This window comes from Stenotrophomonas sp. Bg11-02 (genome assembly GCF_002836635.1).
Classification (GTDB): Bacteria; Pseudomonadota; Gammaproteobacteria; order Xanthomonadales; family Xanthomonadaceae; genus Stenotrophomonas; species Stenotrophomonas lacuserhaii.
This window is the reverse complement of the sequence record NZ_PJAY01000067.1, coordinates 53,397-74,590: the sequence shown is the minus strand read 5'-3', so window position 1 is coordinate 74,590 and position 21,194 is coordinate 53,397. Positions and strand designations below refer to the sequence as shown.

The 21,194-nt window shown below is 68.1% G+C and carries 19 protein-coding genes; 5 read left to right on the top strand and 14 right to left on the bottom strand.

Annotation, left to right across the window (positions count from 1 at the left end):
* Positions 1 to 185: 185 nt before the first annotated feature.
* Both trpA and trpB read right to left on the bottom strand, forming a co-directional pair.
* Positions 186 to 995, bottom strand: a complete 810-nt coding sequence (gene trpA, locus CXG43_RS15405; RefSeq protein ID WP_101100721.1) for a tryptophan synthase subunit alpha — start codon at positions 993 to 995, stop codon at positions 186 to 188.
* A 39-nt stretch (positions 996 to 1,034) separates the two neighbouring features.
* Complete coding sequence (trpB, locus tag CXG43_RS15400) at positions 1,035 to 2,252, bottom strand: tryptophan synthase subunit beta (protein WP_101100777.1); 1,218 nt, start codon at positions 2,250 to 2,252, stop codon at positions 1,035 to 1,037.
* A gap of 96 nt (positions 2,253 to 2,348) precedes the next feature.
* Here trpB and CXG43_RS15395 point away from each other — a divergent pair, with 96 nt between their 5' ends.
* A complete protein-coding gene (locus CXG43_RS15395; protein WP_101100720.1) occupies positions 2,349 to 3,242 on the top strand; it encodes a LysR family transcriptional regulator in 894 nt (297 codons plus the stop codon).
* Between the two features lie 18 nt (positions 3,243 to 3,260).
* On the opposite strand, the gene CXG43_RS15390 is transcribed toward CXG43_RS15395, so the two are convergent.
* The 8 genes from CXG43_RS15390 to prmB all read right to left on the bottom strand — a co-directional run bounded on the left by CXG43_RS15390 (position 3,261) and on the right by prmB (position 11,255).
* Positions 3,261 to 3,917: a phosphoribosylanthranilate isomerase gene (locus CXG43_RS15390; protein ID WP_042614042.1), complete on the bottom strand. Its 657-nt coding sequence runs from the start codon at positions 3,915 to 3,917 to the stop codon at positions 3,261 to 3,263.
* Positions 3,914 to 4,684, bottom strand: a complete 771-nt coding sequence (truA, locus tag CXG43_RS15385) for a tRNA pseudouridine(38-40) synthase TruA (protein ID WP_101100719.1) — start codon at positions 4,682 to 4,684, stop codon at positions 3,914 to 3,916. Before truA ends, CXG43_RS15390 begins: the two co-directional genes overlap by 4 nt.
* Positions 4,685 to 4,737: 53 nt before the next feature.
* The gene (locus tag CXG43_RS15380; protein ID WP_101100718.1) at positions 4,738 to 5,103 is read right to left on the bottom strand and encodes a VOC family protein; all 366 of its coding nucleotides are present in this window, start codon (positions 5,101 to 5,103) and stop codon (positions 4,738 to 4,740) included.
* Positions 5,104 to 5,129: 26 nt separating this feature from the next.
* A complete protein-coding gene (locus CXG43_RS15375; protein WP_101100717.1) occupies positions 5,130 to 7,016 on the bottom strand; it encodes a FimV/HubP family polar landmark protein in 1,887 nt (628 codons plus the stop codon).
* Between the two features lie 69 nt (positions 7,017 to 7,085).
* Positions 7,086 to 8,114, bottom strand: a complete 1,029-nt coding sequence (locus CXG43_RS15370; RefSeq protein ID WP_101100716.1) for an aspartate-semialdehyde dehydrogenase — start codon at positions 8,112 to 8,114, stop codon at positions 7,086 to 7,088.
* A gap of 81 nt (positions 8,115 to 8,195) precedes the next feature.
* Positions 8,196 to 9,233 (bottom strand): D-glycerate dehydrogenase, encoded by a 1,038-nt coding sequence (locus CXG43_RS15365; protein WP_101100715.1) that lies wholly within the window; start codon positions 9,231 to 9,233, stop codon positions 8,196 to 8,198.
* Positions 9,226 to 10,329: a chorismate synthase gene (gene aroC, locus CXG43_RS15360; RefSeq protein WP_101100714.1), complete on the bottom strand. Its 1,104-nt coding sequence runs from the start codon at positions 10,327 to 10,329 to the stop codon at positions 9,226 to 9,228. Before aroC ends, CXG43_RS15365 begins: the two co-directional genes overlap by 8 nt.
* Positions 10,326 to 11,255, bottom strand: a complete 930-nt coding sequence (gene prmB, locus CXG43_RS15355; RefSeq protein WP_101100713.1) for a 50S ribosomal protein L3 N(5)-glutamine methyltransferase — start codon at positions 11,253 to 11,255, stop codon at positions 10,326 to 10,328. Before prmB ends, aroC begins: the two co-directional genes overlap by 4 nt.
* 127 nt (positions 11,256 to 11,382) lie before the next feature.
* On the opposite strand from prmB, the gene CXG43_RS15350 reads away from it, so the two are divergent.
* The 4 genes from CXG43_RS15350 (at position 11,383) to CXG43_RS15335 (ending at position 14,638) form a co-directional block, all read left to right on the top strand.
* Positions 11,383 to 12,033 carry an SCO family protein gene (locus CXG43_RS15350; protein WP_101100776.1) on the top strand — a complete coding sequence of 217 codons (651 nt, stop codon included), beginning with the start codon at positions 11,383 to 11,385 and terminating at the stop codon, positions 12,031 to 12,033.
* On the top strand, positions 12,030 to 12,872 hold the full coding sequence (gene asd, locus CXG43_RS15345; RefSeq protein ID WP_101100712.1) for an archaetidylserine decarboxylase: 843 nt from the start codon (positions 12,030 to 12,032) through the stop codon (positions 12,870 to 12,872). The genes CXG43_RS15350 and asd overlap by 4 nt, the downstream gene beginning before the upstream one ends.
* A gap of 258 nt (positions 12,873 to 13,130) precedes the next feature.
* Complete coding sequence (locus CXG43_RS15340; RefSeq protein WP_101100711.1) at positions 13,131 to 14,243, top strand: homoserine O-acetyltransferase; 1,113 nt, start codon at positions 13,131 to 13,133, stop codon at positions 14,241 to 14,243.
* Positions 14,244 to 14,335: 92 nt separating this feature from the next.
* On the top strand, positions 14,336 to 14,638 hold the full coding sequence (locus CXG43_RS15335) for a DUF1294 domain-containing protein (protein ID WP_101100775.1): 303 nt from the start codon (positions 14,336 to 14,338) through the stop codon (positions 14,636 to 14,638).
* A 15-nt stretch (positions 14,639 to 14,653) separates the two neighbouring features.
* On the opposite strand, the gene CXG43_RS15330 is transcribed toward CXG43_RS15335, so the two are convergent.
* The 4 genes from CXG43_RS15330 to cydD form a co-directional block, all read right to left on the bottom strand.
* On the bottom strand, positions 14,654 to 15,553 hold the full coding sequence (locus tag CXG43_RS15330) for a serine protease (RefSeq protein WP_101100710.1): 900 nt from the start codon (positions 15,551 to 15,553) through the stop codon (positions 14,654 to 14,656).
* Positions 15,554 to 15,993: 440 nt separating this feature from the next.
* A complete protein-coding gene (locus CXG43_RS15325; RefSeq protein WP_157825218.1) occupies positions 15,994 to 17,487 on the bottom strand; it encodes a S8 family serine peptidase in 1,494 nt (497 codons plus the stop codon).
* A gap of 144 nt (positions 17,488 to 17,631) precedes the next feature.
* Positions 17,632 to 19,317, bottom strand: a complete 1,686-nt coding sequence (gene cydC / locus CXG43_RS15320) for a thiol reductant ABC exporter subunit CydC (RefSeq protein WP_101100708.1) — start codon at positions 19,315 to 19,317, stop codon at positions 17,632 to 17,634.
* Entirely contained in the window at positions 19,314 to 21,062 is a 1,749-nt protein-coding gene (gene cydD / locus CXG43_RS15315) for a thiol reductant ABC exporter subunit CydD (RefSeq protein WP_232767837.1), read from the bottom strand. Before cydD ends, cydC begins: the two co-directional genes overlap by 4 nt.
* Positions 21,063 to 21,194 lie beyond the last annotated feature (132 nt).

The window sequence follows — 21,194 nt, the reverse complement described above, 5'->3', positions numbered from 1 at the left end:
CGCCATGATCCGCCGACCATGGGTCGGCGCTACCAAGGCCACCAGCAACCTGTCGAAGGTGGGGCGGGGTGGCTGTGCAGGACCGTCTGTTGCCATGGATGGCAACAGCGAGCCCCCCAAGGACGGGTTTACGGCGTGTCCTGCACAGCCGCCCCGCCCCGCCCCCCGCCAGCCCTGCAGAAGCGTCAAGCGTCCAGCGCCTGCCGCAGCGGCGCCAGGAACGCCCCCGCCGCCTGCACCGCTTCATCCACCGTGGTCGCCTGCGCCAACACCGACACCAACGCACTGCCCACCACCACGCCATCGGCCTGGCGCGCCATCGACGCCGCACTGGGCGCATCCTTGATCCCGAACCCGGCCACCACCGGCACGCTGGCCCGGTTGCGCAGCGCCTGCAGGCGGGCGCCCGCCGCATCATGGTCGAGCAGGTCCGATGCCCCGGTAACACCGGCGAAACTCACGTAATACAGATAACCGCGTGCCAGGCCCAGCAGCGTATCGGCACGTGCATCGCTGGTGGTCGGCGAGGCCAGCAGCACCAGCGCCAAGCCCGCCGCGTCGAACGCTTCATTGGCCTCCGCCGCTTCTTCCGGCGGCAGGTCCACCAGCAGGATCCCATCCACGCCAGCGGCAACCGCCTCGGTGGCGAAGCGGACATAACCGTGGATCTCAACCGGATTCAGGTAGCCCATCAGCACCACCGGCGTTTCAGTGTCGCGGTGGCGGAATCCAGCGACCGCCTGCAGCACGTAGCGCAGCCCGGCACCCCGCGCCAGCGCGCGCTCGGAACTGCGCTGGATGGTCGGGCCATCGGCCATCGGATCGGAAAACGGCACGCCCAGTTCCAGCACGTCGGCGCCGGCCTGGACCAGCGCGTGCATCACCGGGACGGTGGCCTCCAGCGATGGATCGCCGGCGGTGATGAAGGGAATCAGCGCCTTGCGCTGCGCATCACGCAGCCGCTGGAAACGGGCATCAAGTCGGGATACAGGCATTTCAGGCACGTCCTTCAATCAATACAGGGATGGCAGACATCACAGGATCAGGCCTTCGCGCGCGGCGATGGTGTGCACGTCCTTGTCACCGCGGCCGGACAGGTTGCACAGCACCAGCTGGTCGCGCGGGCGCTCACCGGCCAGCTTGATCGCCTGCGCCAGCGCATGGCTGGACTCCAGCGCCGCCAGGATGCCCTCGGTGCGCGACAGCAGGTGGAAGGCCTGCAGGGCCTCCTCATCGGTGATGCCCAGGTACGTGGCGCGGCCACTGTCGGCCAGGAACGCGTGCTCCGGCCCGACACCCGGGTAATCCAGGCCAGCGGACACCGAGTGGGTCTCGATGATCTGGCCATCGTCATCGCACAGCACATAGGTGCGGTTGCCGTGCAGCACGCCGGGGCGGCCTGCCGCGATGGAGGCGGCATGGCGCCCGGTCTCGATGCCGTCACCGGCCGCTTCGGCGCCGAATATCTGCACCTCACGATCATTCAGGAACGCATGGAACAGGCCGATGGCATTGCTGCCGCCCCCCACGCAGGCGGTGATCGCATCGGGCAGGCGGCCGTATTCCAGCAGCATCTGTTCGCGTGCTTCACGGCCGACGATGGCATTGAAGTCACGCACCATGCGCGGATACGGATCCGGGCCTGCCACGGTGCCGATGATGTAGAAGGTGTCCTGCACGTTGGTGACCCAGTCGCGCATCGCTTCGTTGAGGGCATCCTTCAGCGTCGCCGAACCCGACGTCACCGGCACCACGGTCGCGCCCAGCAGCTTCATCCGATAGACGTTGATCTTCTGCCGTTCGATGTCGGTGGCGCCCATGTACACCACGCATTCCAGGCCCAGGCGTGCGGCAACCGTCGCGCTGGCCACGCCGTGCTGGCCGGCGCCGGTCTCGGCGATGATGCGCTTCTTGCCCATCCGCGAGGCCAGCAGCGCCTGGCCGATGGTGTTGTTGATCTTGTGCGCGCCGGTGTGGTTCAGGTCCTCGCGCTTGAGCAGGATCTGCGCACCGCCAACGTGGTCGCTGAGCCGCCGCGCATGGTAGATCGGGCTGGGACGGCCCACGTAATGGGCCAGGTCGTGGTCGTATTCGGCGATGAAGGCGGGATCTTTGCGCGCCTGGTCGTAGGCTGCGGCAAGCTCCTGCAGCGGTCCGACCAGGGTCTCGGCGACGAAGCTGCCACCGTAACGCCCGAAGTGCCCGTTGGCATCGGGATAGGCATGGAAATCAGGAATCGGGGGGAGCGACATGAGGGCAACCGGGTCGAGCAGGTGGACCGCCACTCTAGCGCACGGGTTGTACCGGGAATATCGATATTTCAGCCACATCATGTCAGTATTTCTCACATGACGACGCGCCCGCTGCCCGCCCTCAACGCCCTGCGCGCCTTTGAAGCGACGGCCCGGCTGGGTGGCGTGGGACGCGCAGCGCAGGCCCTGCATGTCACCCACGGCGCGGTCAGCCGCCAGATCAAGCTGCTCGAGGCCGATCTCGGCCTGGCGTTGTTCGAGCGCGACGGCCGCGGCCTGCGCTTGACCGCCAGCGGCCAGACCCTGCAGGCCGCCTGCAAGGATGCGTTTGGACGCTTGCACGCCGCAGTGGACCAGCTGCATCGCCCGGCCCTGCACGACGCCCTGGTGCTGGGCTGCAGCAGCAGCGTGCTGGCGCGCTGGATGATCCCGCGCTTGCCGCGGCTGCAGGCCGCCCTGCCCGCGCTCAACGTGCACTGGTCGGCGCTGGATGGCAGCTTCAGCGAAGCCCAGGCACGGCTGGATGCGGTGCTGCTGCTGGCTGAACCGCCGTGGCCGAACGGCTGGCAGGTGATCGAGCTGGCACCGGAACGGGTCGGCGCGGTGCTCTCCCCACAGCATCCGGCGGCGGCCCGACTGCAGGGTCGGCCGGCGTCCGCATTACTGCCAGAGGAACTGCTGCATACCACCTCGCGGCCACAGGCATGGCCGGCCTGGGCCGCTGCGCATGCACTGGACGCGCGCGCACTAAGGCCGGGACAGGGCTTCGAACACCTGTACTACCTGCTGGAAGCGGCGGTGGCGGGACTGGGCGTGGCGATCGCGCCGGAGCCCCTGGTTGCCGATGACGTAGCGGGCGGGCGACTGATCGCGCCGTGGGGATTCACCGCCACCGCCGGCGCCTGGGTGCTGGCGCGGCACGCCGCGCGTGCGGATCCGCGTGTGGATGCATTGGTGGCCTGGCTGAAGGCCGAACTTGCTGATCGGTGAACCGGCAGCAGGGTGCGCTCAATCGAGACTGGCGCAGTCCGCGCGACGGACTTCTTCAACGAACTTGCGCATCAGGTAACCGTCCTTGATGCCCGGCTCGGATTCGATCCCGCTGGACACATCCACGCCCCACGGCAGCGTCGCCACGGCCGCGTCGAAGATGTTTTCCGGGGTCAGCCCGCCGGCGAGCAGGAAGGGTCGGTGCAGGCCGCTGGGGATGCGCGTCCAGTCAAAGGCAACGCCGGTCCCGCCGCCGCCACCCGGCGCATGGCTGTCGAACAGGAAGCCGGCCGCGCTGGGGTAGCGCAGCTGCAGGGTGCGCGCGTTGACCTCTTCGCGGCCACCCATCGCGATGGCCTTCAGGTAGGGCATGTTGAAGCCGCGGCAGAAACCCTCGTCTTCATCGCCATGGAACTGCAGCAGCGTAGGACGCACGGTGCGCAGCACTTCGCGCACTTCCTCGCGCGTGTTGTCACGGAACAGGGCCACCACATCGACCATCGGCGCGATCGCCTGGCGCATCGCACGTGCTTCGGCGGGTGCCACGCGGCGCTTGCTCTCGCGGGCGAAGATGAAGCCCACCGCATCCACGCCGAGCTCGCCGGCCAGGCGGACATCGCCGGCGCGGGTCATGCCACAGAACTTGATGCGGGTACGGTAGTAGGAGCGGCTCATAGGGTGACCTCGGCAGGCAGTTGCCAGTTGTCGGGGTACAACGGGCCCAGGAACACCAGGCCCTGAGGGGGTGCAGTGGGCCCGGCAACAGTACGGTCCTGGCCGGCCAGCAGCTCACCGATCCACTCGACCGGACGCTCCCCGCTGCCCACCAGGATCAGCGAACCCACGATATTGCGAACCATGTGATGAAGGAATGCATTGGCCTGCACCGACACTTCGATCACCTCCTCATTGCGCAGCACGCTGACCGACTGCATCTGGCGACGCGCGTGCAACGCTTCGCACTGGATGCTGCGGAACGCGCTGAAGTCGTTTTCGCCAAGCAGCGCCTGCCCAGCCTGGTGCATCAGGCCGGCATCCAGCGGGCGCCGTTCCCAGCTGAGCGTCTGCCGCTGCAGCGCCGGTCGTATCGAACGGTTCAACAGACGGTAGCGATAGCGTCGTGCGCGCGCGGAAAAGCGCGCATGGAAGTCATCGGCGACCGGCGTGCACCAGCGCACCGCGATCGACCTGGGCAGCCGCGCGGTAGTGCCCAGGGTCCAGCCGCGCGGATCACGCACGGCATCGGTATCGAAATGCACGACCTGGCACTGACCATGCACGCCTGCATCGGTACGGCCGGCGCAGACCACGCGCACCGGCGAATCGGCGACCGAAGACAGCGCCTTTTCCAGGCTGGCCTGCACGCTCGGGCCGGCTTCGCCGAGGTTCTGCCAGCCCTTGTAATCGCTGCCGTCGTACTCCACGCCCAAGGCGTAACGCATGCTGCTTCCTCTGAATCTCTGAAAAGACGCCAAGCCGGCCGCCGCTGCCGGCGTCAGCCGGCTGGATCGCGCTCGGACCATACCGCCAGCGCGTTGCCGCCGGGCTCGCGGAAGTGGAACCGGCTGCCTCCCGGAAACGAGAAGACCGGCTTGAGCAGCTCACCGCCCGCAGCGAGGATCGCCTCGATCACCGGCTGCAGCTGCTCGGCATACAGCACCACCAGGGGCGCGCCTGCGGTGTCGGTGGACACCGGTGCGGCACGATAGAAGCCGCCCTGCAGCCGCCCGTCGTCGAAGGCGGTGTAGTCCGGGCCGTAATCCTGGAACTGCCAACCGAACACGGCCTGGAAGAACGCGCGACTCGCCGCCGGATCCTGCGAAGCGAATTCGATGTAGTCGATGCGATGGTCGCGTTGCATGGTCGATACTCCGTACAGCCCTGGGGTCAGCCGAGGCGCGCCAACAGCTCGCGCGCCTGCGCCTGCAGATGTGGATCATCGCTGCGGGCCACCTCTTCCAGCAGTGAGCGCGCAGTCTGCGCATCGCCCAGGTCCAGATAGGCGATGGCCAGTTCGAGGCGGTCATGGCCACCGGCATGCGCTGGCGTGGCGGCGGCCGCGTCGGGGGCGTGCGCCGCTGCATCGTCCGATATCTCCGGCGCGGCCGGCGCATCGCCGGCGGGAAGCTCGAAGACGCCGCGGAAGGCGTCCTGCTGCTCGGCATGGCGGGCGTAGGCGGGCACCGGGTCAACCACCGGTTCGGGCTCCAGGAAAGGTTCCGTGGCAGCCGGCGCCGCGGTCGAAACGCTTACCGGTGTTTCCAGATCGAAATGCACCGGCGCTTGGCCGGCAATCCCGGTGCCGGTGTCGGTGTCGGCGTCGGCCTGCTCCCGAGGATCCTGCTCCCAACCCGCGCGCTCGGCCAGCACGTCCAGCCCGGCACCGGCCGGGACGGCCGCCGACAGCGCACTGTCGTCGTGGTCGTCACGGCGCAGCGGCGGCAGGGGCGAGGGTTTACGGCGACGCGACAGCCACCAGCCCACGGCCACCAGCAGCAACAAGGGCAGCGCCAGCCAGAACCATGGGCCACTGGACGCCTGCTGCGGGGTCTCTGCCAAGCGCGCCTGTGCGGCCGCGATCTCGGTGTCCTTCAGGCTGACCAGCGCCTGCTGCTGCGCTTTCAGCTTTTCCAGATCCGCGACGCGTTGCTTGAGTTCATCGATTTCGGCATCGCGCGTGGCGACGTCTTCCCTTGCCTGACGCAGTTGTTCGTTGCCGAGCATGTCACCCTCGTTGCCATCACCGGTGCCGGTGGTTGAGCCAGCCGTGGCAGCGGCAGCCGCCACCGCCGGAGCGATTTCAAGACGCGCGCCGCTGCTGCGGGCCGCCGCTGCGGCGGGAGCCGGCGTGGCGGCCGCAACGCTGGAATCGGCTGCTGCAGGCTGCGGAAGGGTGCGCGACTGCCGCCATTGCGCAGCGTGCTCCCTCACCATCGCTGCCGCCTCGCTGCCATCAACGGCGGCCAGAGAGGCCGCATCGGGCACGCGCAGTACCGCACCCTGCTTGAGCAGGTTGATGTTGCCGCGGATGAAGGCTTCTGGATTGGCCCGCAGCAGGGCGATCATCGCTCGCTCGCGGCTGATCTGCTGGCCGACGGCCAGCGACTGTGCAATCTGCGAAAGGGTCTGCCCCTGCCGCACCGCGATATCACCGGCAGCGCCGGTGGCCTCGGGCACCGGCGCGCGTGGTGAAGCCGTGTTGGCGGTGCGCGCCGCAGGTGCAGGCGCAGGGGCAGCGCCTGCAGTCGACGTTTCAGGCGGCAACTGCGCCGGTACGGCCTGCGGCTCACGGATGATCGCATTGGACATCGCGCCGGCCGGCGCCTCGATCTCCGGCTCGCTCAGTGCAACCGCGCTTGTCGGTGCATCCATGAGCGCCGAGTATTCGCGCACCAGCCTGCCCTGGCCCCAGTCGGCCTCGATCAGGAACGCCAGCGCGGGGGTTTCCACCGGCGAAGCCGAGGTGACGCGCACCACCGCCCGTCCCTGTGCGGTACGGGTGAGTTCGAACTGCAGTTCACTGACCAGGCCGGTCGGGCGCTGCAGGCCCACCCGTTCGAACGTCACCGGCGAAGCCAGCCCGACCCGCAGGTTCTGCAGTTCGGACGGATCAGCGGAAATGATCGGAATTTCAGCTACCAGCGGCTGCCCGGGACGGGACAGCACACGGATGTCACCCAGCCCCAGCGCCATCGCCGAGCTGCTGGCGAGCGCCAACAGGAGGGTGGAAAGATACTTGAGCGGTCGCATGACGCCGCGGGCCCCGTTGTTCATGGCGGCCAATATAACGGCTGGCCGCCACAAAGTGGGGGGTCGTGACCGGCACGCCCCCCCCCGCCCTGCTCAACGCGGTTCGGCGGCGACCAGCTCGGCCAACTGCACCGCATTGAGTGCAGCGCCCTTGCGGATGTTGTCCGAGACGATCCACAGGTTCAGGCCGCGCGGGTGCGAAAGGTCTTCGCGGATGCGGCCGACGTATACCGCATCGGTACCGGATGCATGGGTGACCGGGGTCGGGTAGCCGCCCGCCTCGTGGCGATCCACCACTTCCACGCCCGGCGACTGCGAAAGCAGTTCACGCGCCTCGGCGGCGGTGACCTTGTCGCGGGTTTCGATCGCCACCGCTTCGGAGTGGCCATAGAACACCGGCACGCGCACCGCCGTGGGATTCACCAGGATGCTGCTGTCGCCGAGGATCTTCTGGGTTTCCCAGACCAGCTTCATTTCTTCCTTGGTGAAGCCGTTTTCCAGGAAGTCGTCGATGTGCGGGATCAGGTTGAAGGCGATCTGCACCGGGAAACGCTGCGGGTCGATCTCCTGGAAGCTGAGCAGCTGGCCGGTCTGCTTGCCCAGCTCTTCCAGCGCCGAACGCCCGCCGCCGGACACCGACTGGTAAGTGGCCACGTTGATCCGCTCGATGCCGTAACGGCGATGCAGCGGCGCCAGTGTCACCAGCATCTGCATGGTGGAGCAGTTGGGGTTGGCGATGATGCCGCGCGGACGGTTGGCGACCTGGTCTGGATTGACTTCCGATACCACCAGCGGCACGTCGTCGTCGTAGCGGAAGGCCGACGAATTGTCGATCACCACCGCACCGGCAGCGGCGAACTTCGGCGCGTACTCCTTGGACACGCTGCCACCGGCGGAGAACAACGCGATGTCCACGCCGGTCGGATCGAAGTCGGCGAGGTCCTTGATGATGTGCTTCTGGCCGTTGAACTCGACTTCACCACCGGCCGAGCGCGAGGAGGCGAGCAGGGTCAGCGTGCCGACCGGGAAGTCGCGCTCGGCCAGGATCGACAGCATGGTTTCGCCGACCGCACCGGTGGCGCCGACGACGGCGACATGGAAGGAACGTTGTTCGGTACTCATGTGGAAATTCTCAAAAAAAGTAGGGGATTCACGCAATGCGGCCGGGTTCGGGGAACCTCCTCGTGCAGGCGCGGAGGCTCCCTATCGTTTTTTGCTTTTATCGCCCGAAGCAGCGCGCGCGGCCAGCGCCGCATCGGCATTGATCGCGCTTGGCATGCGCGTCGCTTCACCGGCCACGCACAGTGCGGCCAGCAGGTTGTCCGCCGCCAGCTGCACCATCGCCTTGCGCGTGCCCAGCGAGGCGCTGCCGATATGCGGGGTCAGCACCACGTTGCGCAGCGCCAGCAGCTCCGGGCGCACCTGCGGCTCGCCTTCGTAGACGTCCAGCCCGGCCGCTGCCAGCCGGCCGTGGGCCAGTGCATCGGCCAGCGCCAGCTCGTCGACGATTCCGCCGCGGGCGATGTTCACCAGCGTCGCGGTGGGCTTCATCTTCGCCAGCGCGGTCGCGTCGATCAGGTGATGCGAGGCTGCCGTGTACGGCAGCACCAGCACCAGGTGGTCACTCTGCGCCAGCAGGTCATCCAACTCGGCGTACTGCGCGCCCACGTCCGCTTCGGTCGCAGCTGGAAGCCGCGAGCGGTTGTGGTACAGCACGCGCATGCCGAAGCCGTGCGCGCCGCGGCGGGCGATGCCCTGGCCGATGCGGCCCATGCCCAGGATGCCCAGCGTGCTGCCATGGATGTCCGCGCCCAGCATGGTCTGGAACGACCACTGGCCCCACTGGCCGTCGCGCAGCCAGCGTTCGGATTCGGTGATCCGGCGCGCGGCGGCCATCAACAGGGCAAAGCCCATGTCCGCGGTGGTTTCGGTCAGCACGTCCGGGGTGTTGCTGGCCAGGATGCCGGCCGCACTCAGCGCATCGACATCCAGGTTGTTGTAGCCCACGCCGACATTGGCGATCACCTGCAGGCGATCGGCATCGACCAGCTGTGCCGCGCCGATACGCTCGTTGAGGGTGATGATGGCACCGTCGACGCCTGCCAGCCGCTCTGCCAGCTGTTCCGGCGTCCACACGGTCACCTCGTCGGTGGTGATCAGTTCCACCTGCGCACGCAGCGGCTCGATCACCGCATCGATGAGCGGCTGGCTGACCCAGACGACGGGGCGCGCATCAGCCATCCATGTGGCCCGGGATGCGCGGGGTGATGCTGCCGACATCGCCGCACTGCGCACGGTGGCGCAGCGCCTGGTCCATCAGCACCAGCGCCATCATCGCCTCGGCGATCGGTGCGGCGCGGATGCCCACGCACGGGTCATGGCGACCGGTGGTGACTACTTCGATGACCTTGCCTTCGCTGTCCAGCGAGGCGCCCGGAAGGCGCAGGCTGGAGGTGGGCTTGAGCACGATCGATGCCGTCACCGGCTGCCCGGTGGAAATGCCGCCGAGGATGCCGCCGGCATGGTTGCTGGCAAATCCCTGCGGGGTCAGCAGGTCACGGTGCTCGGTGCCCTTCTGCGCGGCGCTGGCGAAGCCATCCCCGATCTCCACGCCCTTCACCGCATTGATGCTCATCAACGCCGAGGCCAGCTCGCCATCCAGCTTGCCGTAGATCGGTTCACCCCAGCCCGGCGGTACGTTGTCGGCCACCACGTCCACGCGCGCACCGACCGAATCGCCGGACTTGCGCAGCGCATCCATGTAGGACTCCAGTTCCGGCACCTGCGCGGCGTCGGGCCAGAAGAACGGATTATCTTCCACCGCAGACCAGTGGAAAGCACGCGGGGTGATCTCGCCCAGCTGGGACAGGTAGCCACGCACGGTCACCCCGAAGCGCTCGGCCAGCCACTTCTTGGCGACCACGCCGGCCGCCACGCGCATCGTGGTTTCGCGCGCCGAAGAGCGGCCGCCACCGCGTGGATCGCGGATGCCGTACTTGTGCCAGTAGCTGTAGTCGGCATGGCCGGGGCGGAACTGCTGGCCGATGTTGGCGTAATCCTTGCTGCGCTGATCGGTATTGCGGATCAGCAGGGCGATCGGGGTGCCGGTGGTCAGCCCCTCGTACATACCTGACAGGATCTCGACCTCATCGGCCTCGCGGCGCGCGGACGTATGCCGGCTCTTGCCGGTGGCGCGTCGCTGCAGGTCGTGGGCGAATTCGGCCGCATCCAGCGCCAACCCCGGCGGGCAGCCGTCGATCACGCAGCCGATGGCCGGACCGTGCGACTCGCCGAAGGTGGTGACGGTGAACAGCTTGCCGAACGAATTGGAACTCACGGCCGCTGTGCCGCCAGTTCGGTGATGCGTGCACTGTGGGCGATCAGTTCACGGCATTCCACCGCGAAGATGCCCATCTGGCCGACCTTGAACTCCACCCAGGCGAAGTCGACTTCCGGCAGCAGCTTGACCAGGTGCTGTTCGGATTCGCCCACTTCGCAGATCAGCAGGCCGTCTTCGCTCAGGTGCAGCGGCGCATCGCGCAGGATCTTCAACACCAGGTCCAGGCCATCGTCGCCGGCGCGCAGGCCCATTTCAGGCTCGTAGGAGTACTCCTGCGGGAGTGCGTCGGTTTCGTCATTGGTGACATACGGCGGGTTGGTCACGATCAGGTCGTAATGACGTCCGGCCAGGCCGGTGAACAGGTCCGACTTCAGCAGGGTCACGTTGTGCGCCTGCAGGCGGTCCTTGTTCTCATGGGCCAGCGACAGGGCATCATCGCTCAGGTCCACGCCGTCCACTTCCCAGTTCGGGTAGTAATGGCCCATGGCGATGGCGATGCAGCCCGAACCGGTGCACAGGTCCAGCGCGCGGTCCACGTGGCGGCCAGCCAGCCACGGCTCGAAGCCGGTTTCGATCAGCTCGGCGATCGGCGAGCGCGGGACCAGCGCACGGCTGTCGCTCTTGAAGCTCAGCCCGGCAAACCACGCCTCGCCGGTCAGGTAGGCGGCCGGCACGCGCTCGTCGATACGACGTTCGAACAGCGCCAGCACTTCCTGCTTTTCCGACTGCAGCAGGCGCGCCTGCCCGTACGCCGGACCGAGGTCGTGCGGCAGGTGCAGGCCGTGCAGCACCAGCTGGGTCGCTTCATCCAGCGCATTGTCGTAGCTGTGCCCGAAGGTCAGCCCCGCGGCGTTGAAACGGCTGGTGCCGTAGCGGATCAGGTCGATGATCGTGTGGAGTTCGGCGGCCGGTTCGGCGGTCATGGCGGTACGACGGGTAGATTGGCCCCCGATTATAGGGTCTGGCGCCTGCCTCGGCATCCGTTGCAGGGGAAACCGCCGCCCCGCTGCCGTTATGATGGGGGCCGATCCCTCGGCAGCGCAGGCCCTCATGTTCAATCGCAACGTCGGCATCATCCTGCTGATCGCCCTGGCCGCGGGCCTGGGCCTGCTTGCCGCGCAGAAGGTGTTCGCGCCCAAGGCGCCCACCGGCCAGCCCGCCACCGAAGCGATCACGTTCTATCCCCAGCCGCGACCGCTGCCGGACTTCAACCTGGCCCAGGCCGACGGCACCCGGCTCATCCCCGGCGAGCTGAAGGGACACTGGACCCTGGTGTTCCTGGGCTTCACGTTCTGCCCGGATGTCTGTCCCACCACCCTGCTGGAACTGGCGGGGGCGCAGAAGCAGTGGGAAGCAGTGCCTGAGACCCTGCGCCCGCGCGTGCTGTTCGTGTCGGTGGACCCGGAGCGCGACAGTGCCACCCGGCTCGGCGAGTACGTCCACGCCTTCAACAAGGACACCCTGGCCGCCACTGGCGACGTGCCGTCGCTGGAAAAATTCGCGACCTCGCTGGGCCTGGTGTTCCAGAAGGTGCCCGGCAAGACCTTCGAGGAGAACCCCGAGGACTACACGATGGAACACTCGGCCACGCTCGCCGTGCTGGATGCCGAAGGCCGGCTGGCCGGCATCATCCGCCCCCCGTTCAATGCGCCGGCCATCGCCCGCGACCTGCAGAAGCTGACCGAGAAATCCGCCCCATGAGCTTGATGACCACCCTGAGCTACGCCCTTCCCCACCGCCTGTTGTCTTCGATGGCGCGTGCGCTGGCGTACTCGGACAACCCGCGCGTAGCGCAGTGGTTGATCGACACCGTCACCGCGAAGTTCGGGGTGAACCTGGGCGAGGCCGCCGACCCGGACCCGCGCAGCTACAGGACGTTCAACCAGTTCTTCACCCGGGCATTGAAACCCGGCGCGCGCGTGGCCGATGCCGACCCGCGCAACCTGGTGATGCCTGCGGACGGCCGCATCAGCCAGCTCGGCCGCATCGAAGATGGAAGCATCTTCCAGGCCAAGGGCCAGTCGTTCACCGCGGCCGAACTGCTCGGCAGCGCCGAGGATGCGAAGCCGTTCAATGACGGCCTGTTCGCCACGGTGTACCTGTCGCCCAAGGACTACCACCGCGTGCACATGCCGTGGACCGGCACCCTGCGCGAAACCGTGCACGTACCGGGTCGATTGTTCAGTGTGGGCCCGGCGGCGGTCAGCAGGGTGCCCGGGCTGTTCGCACGCAACGAGCGGCTGGTCTGCCATTTCGATACCAGCTTCGGCCCGATGGTCAGCGTGATGGTCGGTGCGCTGCTGGTGTCCGGCGTGGAGACCGTCTGGAGTGGCGAGGAGATCCCGCATTACGGTGATCGCATCACGCGCAAGGATTACCGCGGCCAGGGCATCACGCTGGAGCGCTTCGCGGAAATGGCGCGTTTCAACTATGGCTCCACGGTGATCGTCCTGCTGCCGCCCGGCGTGGCCGATTTCGCCCCGCACCTGGATGCCGAACACGCGGTGCAGCTGGGGCAGGCACTGGCCACGCTGCGCTGATCCGGGCGGTCTGGCGCTGCCGCTTCGGTAGCGCCAGGTCTTGCCCGGCGAGCGCAGCGGGAAGCAACAGCGTGACGACCAACGGTCGTCACCCACCGAAGGCGGGAGCTGACGACCAACGGTCGTCACCCACCGAAGGCAGGAGCCGACGGCCAGCGGTCGTCACCTACTGAAGGCAGGAGCCGACGGCCAGCGGCCGTCACTACCGGGACCAGGCAGCGAGCGCAGCGGCGACAGCGCTGGGGATAGAATGCGGCCATGACTGAATTCATTCCGCCCGGCACGCTGTTCCACGCCCTGCCCTCGCCTTTCCCGTTCAAACGCGGCGGCGAGCTGATCGATGGTCGCGTGGCGTATGAAACCTGGGGAACGCTGGATGCCGACGCCGGAAATGCGATCCTGATCGTCACCGGGCTCTCGCCCGACGCGCACGCCGCCAGCAACGCTGCCAACCCTGCCGCTGGCTGGTGGGAAGGCATGGTAGGCCCGGGCAAGCCGATCGATACCGAGCGCTGGTTCGTCATCTGCGTCAACTCGCTGGGCAGCTGCAAGGGTTCCACCGGGCCGGCGAGCATCAACGCGGCGACCGGCGAGCCCTATCGCCTGACCTTCCCTGAGTTGTCGGTCGAAGACGGCGCACGCGCGTCTGTGGAGGTGGTGCGCGCGCTGGGCATCACGCAGCTGGCCTGCCTGGTCGGCAACTCGATGGGTGGGATGACCGCGTTGGCGTTGTTGCTGCTGCATCCGGGCATCGCGCGCAGCCACGTCAACATTTCAGGCAGTGCCCAGGCCCTGCCGTTTTCCATCGCCATCCGCTCGCTGCAGCGCGAAGCCATCCGCCTTGATCCGCAGTGGAACGGGGGACAGTACGATGACGATCACTATCCCGAATCGGGCATGCGCATGGCACGCAAGCTGGGGGTGATCACCTACCGCTCGGCGCTGGAGTGGGATGGTCGCTTCGGTCGCGTGCGGCTGGATTCGGATCAGGCCGACGACGATCCGTTCGGGCTGGAATTCCAGGTCGAAAGCTACCTGGAAGGCCACGCACGTCGCTTCGTCCGCTTCTTCGATCCCAACTGCTATCTGTACCTCAGCCGCTCGATGGACTGGTTCGACCTCGCCGACCAGGGTGATGGCGATGTACTGGCCGGCCTGGCCCGGATCAAGGTGGAGAAAGCACTGGCCATCGGGGCGAACACCGACATCCTGTTCCCGGTGCAGCAGCAGCAGCAGATCGCCGACGGGCTGCGCGCGGGCGGTGCCGAAGCGCGCTTCATCGGTCTGGATTCGCCGCAGGGACACGACGCGTTCCTGGTCGATTTCGACCGTTTCGGTCCTGCGGTGCGTGGCTTTCTCGGCGAACTGTGAGTCGTCGCGCCACGCCACGCAAGCGCGCAAAGGCCACGGCCGATGCACCCGCACTGAGCCCGCGGACCGCCCTGGCGCTGCTGGTGGCGGGGATGCTGCTGGGCTGCACGGTGGCCGGCTGGCTGCCGGCCTGGCTGGCTGGCTGGATGCTGCTGGCCAGCGTGTGGACCTTCGCCCTCTATTGGCGCGACAAGCGCGCGGCGACCCGCGCCCAGCAGCGCACGCCGGAGCGCACGCTGCAGGTGCTTGCGCTGCTGGGGGGCTGGCCGGGCGCCCTGTTTGCCCAGTCGCTGTTGCGCCACAAGAACCGGAAAGTTTCTTTCCAGCAGGTGTTCTGGATCTGCGTGGTGGCAAACGCAGCGTGCACCATGGCGCTGCTGCGCGCGTTCGCTTGACGTGCCGGGTAGTGCCTACGGCACGACGTTGTTGAAGTACTGTTTTACCTGCGGCCAGATCAGGTCGATCCTCGCCCCGGAATTGGTGCAGTTGCCCCAACTGAGGTGATGAAGTGCGACCACCCGGTTGCTGGCACGCCCGATGACAGGCGAGCCGGAGCTTCCGCCCTCGGTGTCGCAGCTGTAGCTGGCATCGCGCCCGCTGTTCGCGGTGGTGCTGATGAGCGTGCAACGCCCCCCAGCCTGCGTGTCGCTGGTGACCGACACCTCTTTCAGGCGACCGCCAGGATGCTGCGGGACGAAGATCTCCTGCCCGGGCCGCGCGGTGCCGACCTCCAGACCGAGGTGGCCAAAGCGTGCGATGTTCGCGAACTGGTTGACCGTGAACAGGCTGTAGTCGAGTGCGGCGTCGGTTTTCAGCAAGTTGGCGCCACTCACTTTCGTCACCGCCGCTGCGGCCCCGCTGCCACACTGCGCTGCCTCATGGTTGAACCAGACCTCCGTGGAGGCGACCCCTGCGGCGCTGTTGAAGCAGTGATTGTTGGTGAAGAGCCGGTTGTCGCTGCCCACCCGCCACGCGGTGCACAGAGAGCGTCCACCGATCAGCAATCGTGCCACCGGCCTGGCTGCGTTGTACGCCTGGCGGTCATTGCCTGCCAGGCACGCGACCGGCTGCAGGTCACGGGCGCCGCAGATCGCGCGCGTCACTGCGGTCGCGCCCTTCGCGGAGCTGGGCGCAGCGGCCCGGGCAACCTGGTCAAGCGGCAATCCTTCGTCATAGTGCGCGACCTGCACGCCGCGATGGCTGTCCCACGGCTCTTGCGCCGTGCCGGTGAGGCGCAGGATGGCGGTGTCGCCGTGGATGGACATCGCACCGAACCGGGAGCGACCGTCCTCATCCAGGGCGGCGTCCACCGTGTGGGCATCACGCGCTGGCTGCTGTAACGGTGGACTTCGGATCCGTCCGGGCTGGAAACCTCAAGCGTTACCCCCCGCGGCAGATCGAACTGGCCCAGATGGACCTTGATGTAGGTGGCATCCTGTGCCGACACGACGATGGGCGTGGTTTCACCCGCATCGCGCCACGCCGAGGGCATCAGCCGCAGGTCCGTCGCGCGGGTGATTCCTGCGACAAGCGGCTCAGCTGCACTGGCAGCCACGGAAAGCGTTGAGCCCAGGGCCAGGACACAGCTCAGGCGACGGACGTGTGATGCTGCATGTTTCATTGCGCGCTCCGGGGAAAGGACACAGCTCGACTGTGCAGTGCTGCACCATGAAGCAACCTCGAGCAAACACCCGACGCCTGCCGGGCAGATGGCCCTGGCAGACATCGGAGTTCGCCGGGAAACGTCCTGTCATGGCATGCCGGCAAGCCGGTCCAGTGCCGCACGCAGGTTGGGCAGGGGGCCGATGTGGCCATTGTTGCCGACCTGTGGCGTACCGGTTTCCACCAGCAGGCTGCGCATCTGCAGCGGTGTGAGCGTCTTGCCGCGGGCCTTGGCCGCACCCGATACCGCAGCAACCGCCGAAGCCACGATCGGTCCCGCGCTGGAGGTACCGTTGAAGCGCTGCGTGTAGCCCGCATTGGGCCCACCGTTGTACAGGTCGCGGCCACCGGTGGTGGCCACGCAGCCGCCCCACCCCTGCAGGTTGACCCGGCGTCCATGGGTGGAGAAACCCAGCCGTGAGCGGGGTACGACGGCGTCCCTGCACCACGGCGTGGCCGCCGCGCCGCCGGCACCCGCCAGGATGGCGCCGGAGTCCGGCCGCCCCCGCGGGAAACCGGGACCAAAGCAGCCGGCGTCCAGGTTGACGTTGCCGTTCCCTGCGGTCTCCACCACGTGGATGCCACGCCTGACCGCGGAGACTACCGCATCGTAGATCGAGGGGATCCATTCCGGCGCTACGTAGCCGTTGCAGGGCGCCGGGCCGGGGAACTGCTGTTCGATCAGGATCACATCGCCCCGCCCCAGTCTCGCCGCCGCCAGCGCAACCGCGTTGGCTGCGTTGTAGCCGGTCTGTGGACTGGTGACATTGACGTAGTGCGGCGTGGCGCCACTGACCAGCCCGCGCACCCCGAAGCCGTTGTCATCGGCGATCATCTCGCCAAGCACCGATGTGCCGTGGTTGTTGTCGTTGAACGGATCGCTGATGCTGGCCCCCTGCCTGATCCAGGTTCCCGGCACGCGCAGTTTGGTCAGGTCCTCGTGCTGCCAGTTCCAGCTGTATTCGATGTCGACCACGCGTATGCCCGTTCCGTCGCCGCCCGGCACCGTGCGTGCGTGGACGGCATCGATACCGGACGCGGCAGCCAGCGCGTAGCCCTGTCGCTCAAGGAACAGCGGTGACGCCCACTGCGCCGTGGCGGGCGCTGGAGCGGCCGATGGCGGTGGCGCCGGCACCGATGCGGCGTAGGCGATTTCCACCGCGTCCATGCCGTTCAACAGGTCAATGATGACGGCCGCGTCCTGGCCCGGTTTCAGCTGCATGCGATACCACTGGCCCAGTGCGGGCAGGTCCACGCGATCGGATGTGTCGTGCAGGACATCGGCAGAGAACAGCGGGGTGACCCGCGATACCGGTCCGTCCGCTGCCGTCAACGCATCAAGCCCGGGCAATGCGCCGCTGCGCCGGGAGGTCCAGCCGGCCTCGCCTGGTGCCGTGCGGTCGGCATTGCGGAACTTCACTTCGATGAGATCCTGCGAGTAGCCAGGGCCGATGCGGGTCTGCCGTGGTTTTTCGATGGACCACGCCGGGTCATCGGTGCCGGCCTGCGCACCGGCGGCCGAGGGCGCCAGCAGGGAAAAGGCAGCGCTGGCGAAGAGGGCCTGGGACAAGGTCAGGCGCATGGAGATTCCTCCTGGGGACATTGGCGCGGAACGAAGCCCGCACACGCCACGGGGTGGCGCATCTCCAGTGTGCTGAACGCCCGGACGGCTTCCATCGGACAACGCTGCAGCGCCAGCTCCGGGAATCACCTGCCAGTGTCGGACTCAGCCGGGCTCCGCCGCGTGCAGCCGGCCGCCCTGCAGGCGGTACACCTGGTCCACTACGCCGGCAGGCAGCGGATCATGGGTGATGACCAGCAGGCTGCGTCCTTCAAGCAGCGCGGGCAGGTCGGCCAACAGGGCATGCGCGGCATCCACGTCCAAGCCTTCGGTGGGTTCGTCCAGTACCAGGATCGGGGCCTCGCGCAGCAGCGCGCGCGCCAGTGCCAGGCGGCGCGCCTGCCCCGCCGACAGCGTGGCGCCGTTCTCGCCGACCCAGCCCTGCAGGCCACCGACCGCACGTGCCCAGTCGCCCAGCCGCACCCGCTCCAGCACCGCCCATAACCTGGCGTCGCCGGCGTGGGGATCGCCCAGGCGAAGGTTGTCGGACACGCTGCCGGCGAATACCGGGGCGTGCTGCGGCAGCCACGCCAGCTGCCGGTGCCAGTCATCCTGCGCGTAATGGCGGATGTCGGTCCCGCCATGCGTGATGCGTCCGCTGCTCGGGTCATGCAGGCGCAGCAGCAGACTGGACAGCGTTGTCTTGCCACTGCCGCTGTCGCCACGGATCGCGATGCGCCGGCCCGGCTGCAGCAGCAGGTCCACGCCGTCCAGCACGCTGCGATCGCCGTCCTTCCAGGCGAACGAGACGCCTTCCCAGCACACCGCCGCCGCGGCCGTCGGCAGGGGCCGCGGCGATGCTGGCTCGTTGACCATCGGCGGCTGGTCGACGATGGCCTGCAGTCGGGACACCGACACCTGGCCGGACTGCAGTGCCTGCCAGGCCAGGCCCAGCCCGGCCCACAGCTCGATCATGGCCACGGTGAGAAACACCAGTCCGGCCGCCATGGGTGCATCGACGCGCCCTTGCTCATGCGACGAAAGCGCCAGCGCCAGCATCGCCAACAGCCCGCCACCGGTCACCACGCCGTGCAACGTGGTGCCAGCCAACAGGCGCCAGCGCCGACGACGATCACGCGCGCGCAGCTGGCGTGCGGCCACTTCCACCCGGCCCTGCCAGTGGTCCAGCGCATCCAGCGCCGCAAGGTCGGCGGCGCCTTCGATGCCTTCGAAGGAAAGATTGCGCAGCTGCGTGCGGTGCGCGGCGCGGTCGCGCTCTTCCCCTGCGCGTCCGCGCACGCCCAGCCACGGCACGCCCACGCCGACCAGCACCGCCATGGCCGCCAGCAACGCCGCTGCCTGCGGCAGGATCAGCCAGGCCGATCCGATGGCCACCAGGCTCAGGGCTGCCAGTGCGCACAGCGGCCCCAGCGCGCGCACGAACAGACCGTCCACCTCGGCGATATCGCCCAGCAACCGCGCCAGCAGTTCGCCCGTACGCGTGCTGCCCAGCCGCGCCGGTGCCAGGGGCAAGGCGCGGCGGAAGAACCACACCCGTGCATCGCGTGCGATACGCAACGTCACATCGTGGCCGACCAGCTTTTCAAAATAGCGCGACACGATGCGCGCCATGGTCAGGCCACGGATGCCGGCAGACGGTGAGAAGAAATTGAAACCGCTACCCAGTCCCGCCGCGCCCGCCAGCGCGGCCGCTGTCAGGAAGCCGCCGGAGAGCCCGAGCAGGGCCGTTCCAGCGAGCATCGTGGTCCATAACAGCAGTACCGTCAGCAGCAGGCGCGGCAGGTGCCGGGCGAACACCGCGCGCAGCGGATCGCGTTGTGCGGCGCTCATGCGCGCACCTGCCGCGGGTCGTGGTGCAGGTGGCCGTCGGGCAACCGCAACGTGCTGTCTGCCCAGGCGATGGCCGCAGGGCTGTGGGTGGCGATGATAACGCTGCGACCGCGCGCATGGATCGCCAACGCATGCAGCAGGGCCGCTTCGGTATGCGGATCCAGGAACGCGGTGGGTTCATCCAGCAGCATGATGCCGGGATTGCGCAGCAGCAGCCGGGCCAGCCCGATGCGCCGCGCCTCACCGCCGGACAAGCCGAATCCGCGCTCGCCGATCACCGTATCCAGTCCGTCGGGCAGGTGGTCGGCGAAGGCAAGCACCTGCGCGGCCTCGGCCGCGTGGCGCAGGGTGGCCAGGCTGGCGGTGGGATCGGCAAGGCGCAGGTTGTCGGCGATGCTGCCGTGGAACAGGTAGGGACGTTGGCCGGCGTAGCCGACCTCCACTCCGGGGCGCAGCATGAGACTGCCCTCGCGCGGCGGCAGCCAGCCGGCCAAGGCTTCCAGCAAGGTGCTTTTGCCGCTGCCGCTGGGGCCCACCACCGCCAGCCGCTGGTTGGATTCAAGCTGGAAACTGATGTCCTTCAGCACATCGTGACCGGCACCCAAGGGGCGCAGTACCAACCCGCGCGCCTGCAGCAGCGGAGCATGCGGTTGCAGCGGCTCGGCAGCCGCGCTGGCCAGTGGCCGCGCCGTAGCCAGCGCCGCAGCCGGCCCCGGCAGCGCTCCAAGCAGACGCTCGATCTCGGCGGCGGCGGCAAGGGCATTGGCACGATCATGGTAGTGCGCGGCCAGGCGGCGCAGCGGCGCATAGAACTCCGGTGCCAGCAGCAGGCAGAACAGGCCGGCCCCCAGCGTGGGCACCTGCGCGTGCAGGGACATCATGCCCAGGTAACTCAGCCCCAGGTACAGCGCCACCATCGCCACGCTGACCGATGCGAAGAACTCCAGCACGGTGGAGGACAGGAACGCGATCCGCAGCACTTTCATGGTGCGCTCGCGCACGCCCTCGGCCGCGTCGGCCACGCCCTCCAGTTCGGCCTCGCCGCGGCCGTACAGGCGCAGCAGGCCCAGGCCTTTGATGCGGTCGGCGAAGTGCCCGCTCATCCGCGCCAGTTCACCCAGTTGTGCGCGCCCGGCCGCCTCGGCACCCCAGCCCACCAGCATCATGAAGAACGGCACCAGCGGCGCGGTGGCGATGAAGATGATCGCCACCACCCAGTCCACCCAGGCCACCGCCAGGGCGATGATCAGCGGCACCACCACCACCTCGATGCGCACCGGCTGGAAGCCGCTGTAATAGTTTTCGATGGCATCGGCATGGGCCAGCATCACTTCGCCCAACTCGCCGCTGCGCTGTTGCCGCAGCCACAACGGCCCCTTGCCCAGCACGCAGGCGTAGGCGCGCTCGCGCAGCGCCAGTCGCGCTGCATCGGCCACGTCGCCGGCGCAGGCCTGGGTCACGCTGCCCAGCAGGGTGCGCAGCAACAGCACCACAGCGAGGGCAGCCAGCACCCACAGGCCATCGGCCAGCGGCGCACCCTCGAACAGCACGTGCTGGACCAGCCAGGCAATGGCGCCGGCCTGGGCCACCAGCAGCACCCCGGACACACTGATCGCGATGGCGGCCAGCCGGCGACGGCCGCTTGCCGCCGCTCCCAGCGTATCCAGCCAGTGCTGGCGGAGTCTGCGCTGCTGCGCCTCATGGCGCTGGGCTTGCCTCAGCTGGGTTTCGGTGTCCTGGCTCACGGTGGCTCGGCGGCAACGGTCTGGGGGCATTGTAGGCGCAGGTCCCGGCGCCCCTGCGGCGTACGGTCGCACGGACACTGCCGTTGGCATACGATCAGGGCGGGGATCCTTTTCTACATTGATCTGAATCAA

Bases quoted from the DNA above. Each gene is read 5' to 3' on its own strand.
- CXG43_RS15375 (WP_101100717.1), bottom strand. From the start codon at position 7,016: ATGAACAACGGGGCCCGCGGCGTCATGCGACCGCTCAAGTATCTTTCC.
- cydC (WP_101100708.1), bottom strand. From the start codon at position 19,317: ATGAGCGCCGCACAACGCGATCCGCTGCGCGCGGTGTTCGCCCGGCAC.
- trpA (WP_101100721.1), bottom strand. From the start codon at position 995: ATGCCTGTATCCCGACTTGATGCCCGTTTCCAGCGGCTGCGTGATGCG.
- prmB (WP_101100713.1), bottom strand. From the start codon at position 11,255: ATGACCGCCGAACCGGCCGCCGAACTCCACACGATCATCGACCTGATC.
- CXG43_RS15350 (WP_101100776.1), top strand. From the start codon at position 11,383: ATGTTCAATCGCAACGTCGGCATCATCCTGCTGATCGCCCTGGCCGCG.
- CXG43_RS15395 (WP_101100720.1), top strand. From the start codon at position 2,349: ATGACGACGCGCCCGCTGCCCGCCCTCAACGCCCTGCGCGCCTTTGAA.
- truA (WP_101100719.1), bottom strand. From the start codon at position 4,684: ATGCGTTACGCCTTGGGCGTGGAGTACGACGGCAGCGATTACAAGGGC.
- CXG43_RS15370 (WP_101100716.1), bottom strand. From the start codon at position 8,114: ATGAGTACCGAACAACGTTCCTTCCATGTCGCCGTCGTCGGCGCCACC.
- CXG43_RS15325 (WP_157825218.1), bottom strand. From the start codon at position 17,487: ATGCGCCTGACCTTGTCCCAGGCCCTCTTCGCCAGCGCTGCCTTTTCC.
- CXG43_RS15340 (WP_101100711.1), top strand. From the start codon at position 13,131: ATGACTGAATTCATTCCGCCCGGCACGCTGTTCCACGCCCTGCCCTCG.
- CXG43_RS15390 (WP_042614042.1), bottom strand. From the start codon at position 3,917: ATGAGCCGCTCCTACTACCGTACCCGCATCAAGTTCTGTGGCATGACC.
- CXG43_RS15365 (WP_101100715.1), bottom strand. From the start codon at position 9,233: ATGGCTGATGCGCGCCCCGTCGTCTGGGTCAGCCAGCCGCTCATCGAT.
- asd (WP_101100712.1), top strand. From the start codon at position 12,030: ATGAGCTTGATGACCACCCTGAGCTACGCCCTTCCCCACCGCCTGTTG.
- trpB (WP_101100777.1), bottom strand. From the start codon at position 2,252: ATGTCGCTCCCCCCGATTCCTGATTTCCATGCCTATCCCGATGCCAAC.
- CXG43_RS15335 (WP_101100775.1), top strand. From the start codon at position 14,336: ATGCTGCTGGGCTGCACGGTGGCCGGCTGGCTGCCGGCCTGGCTGGCT.
- CXG43_RS15380 (WP_101100718.1), bottom strand. From the start codon at position 5,103: ATGCAACGCGACCATCGCATCGACTACATCGAATTCGCTTCGCAGGAT.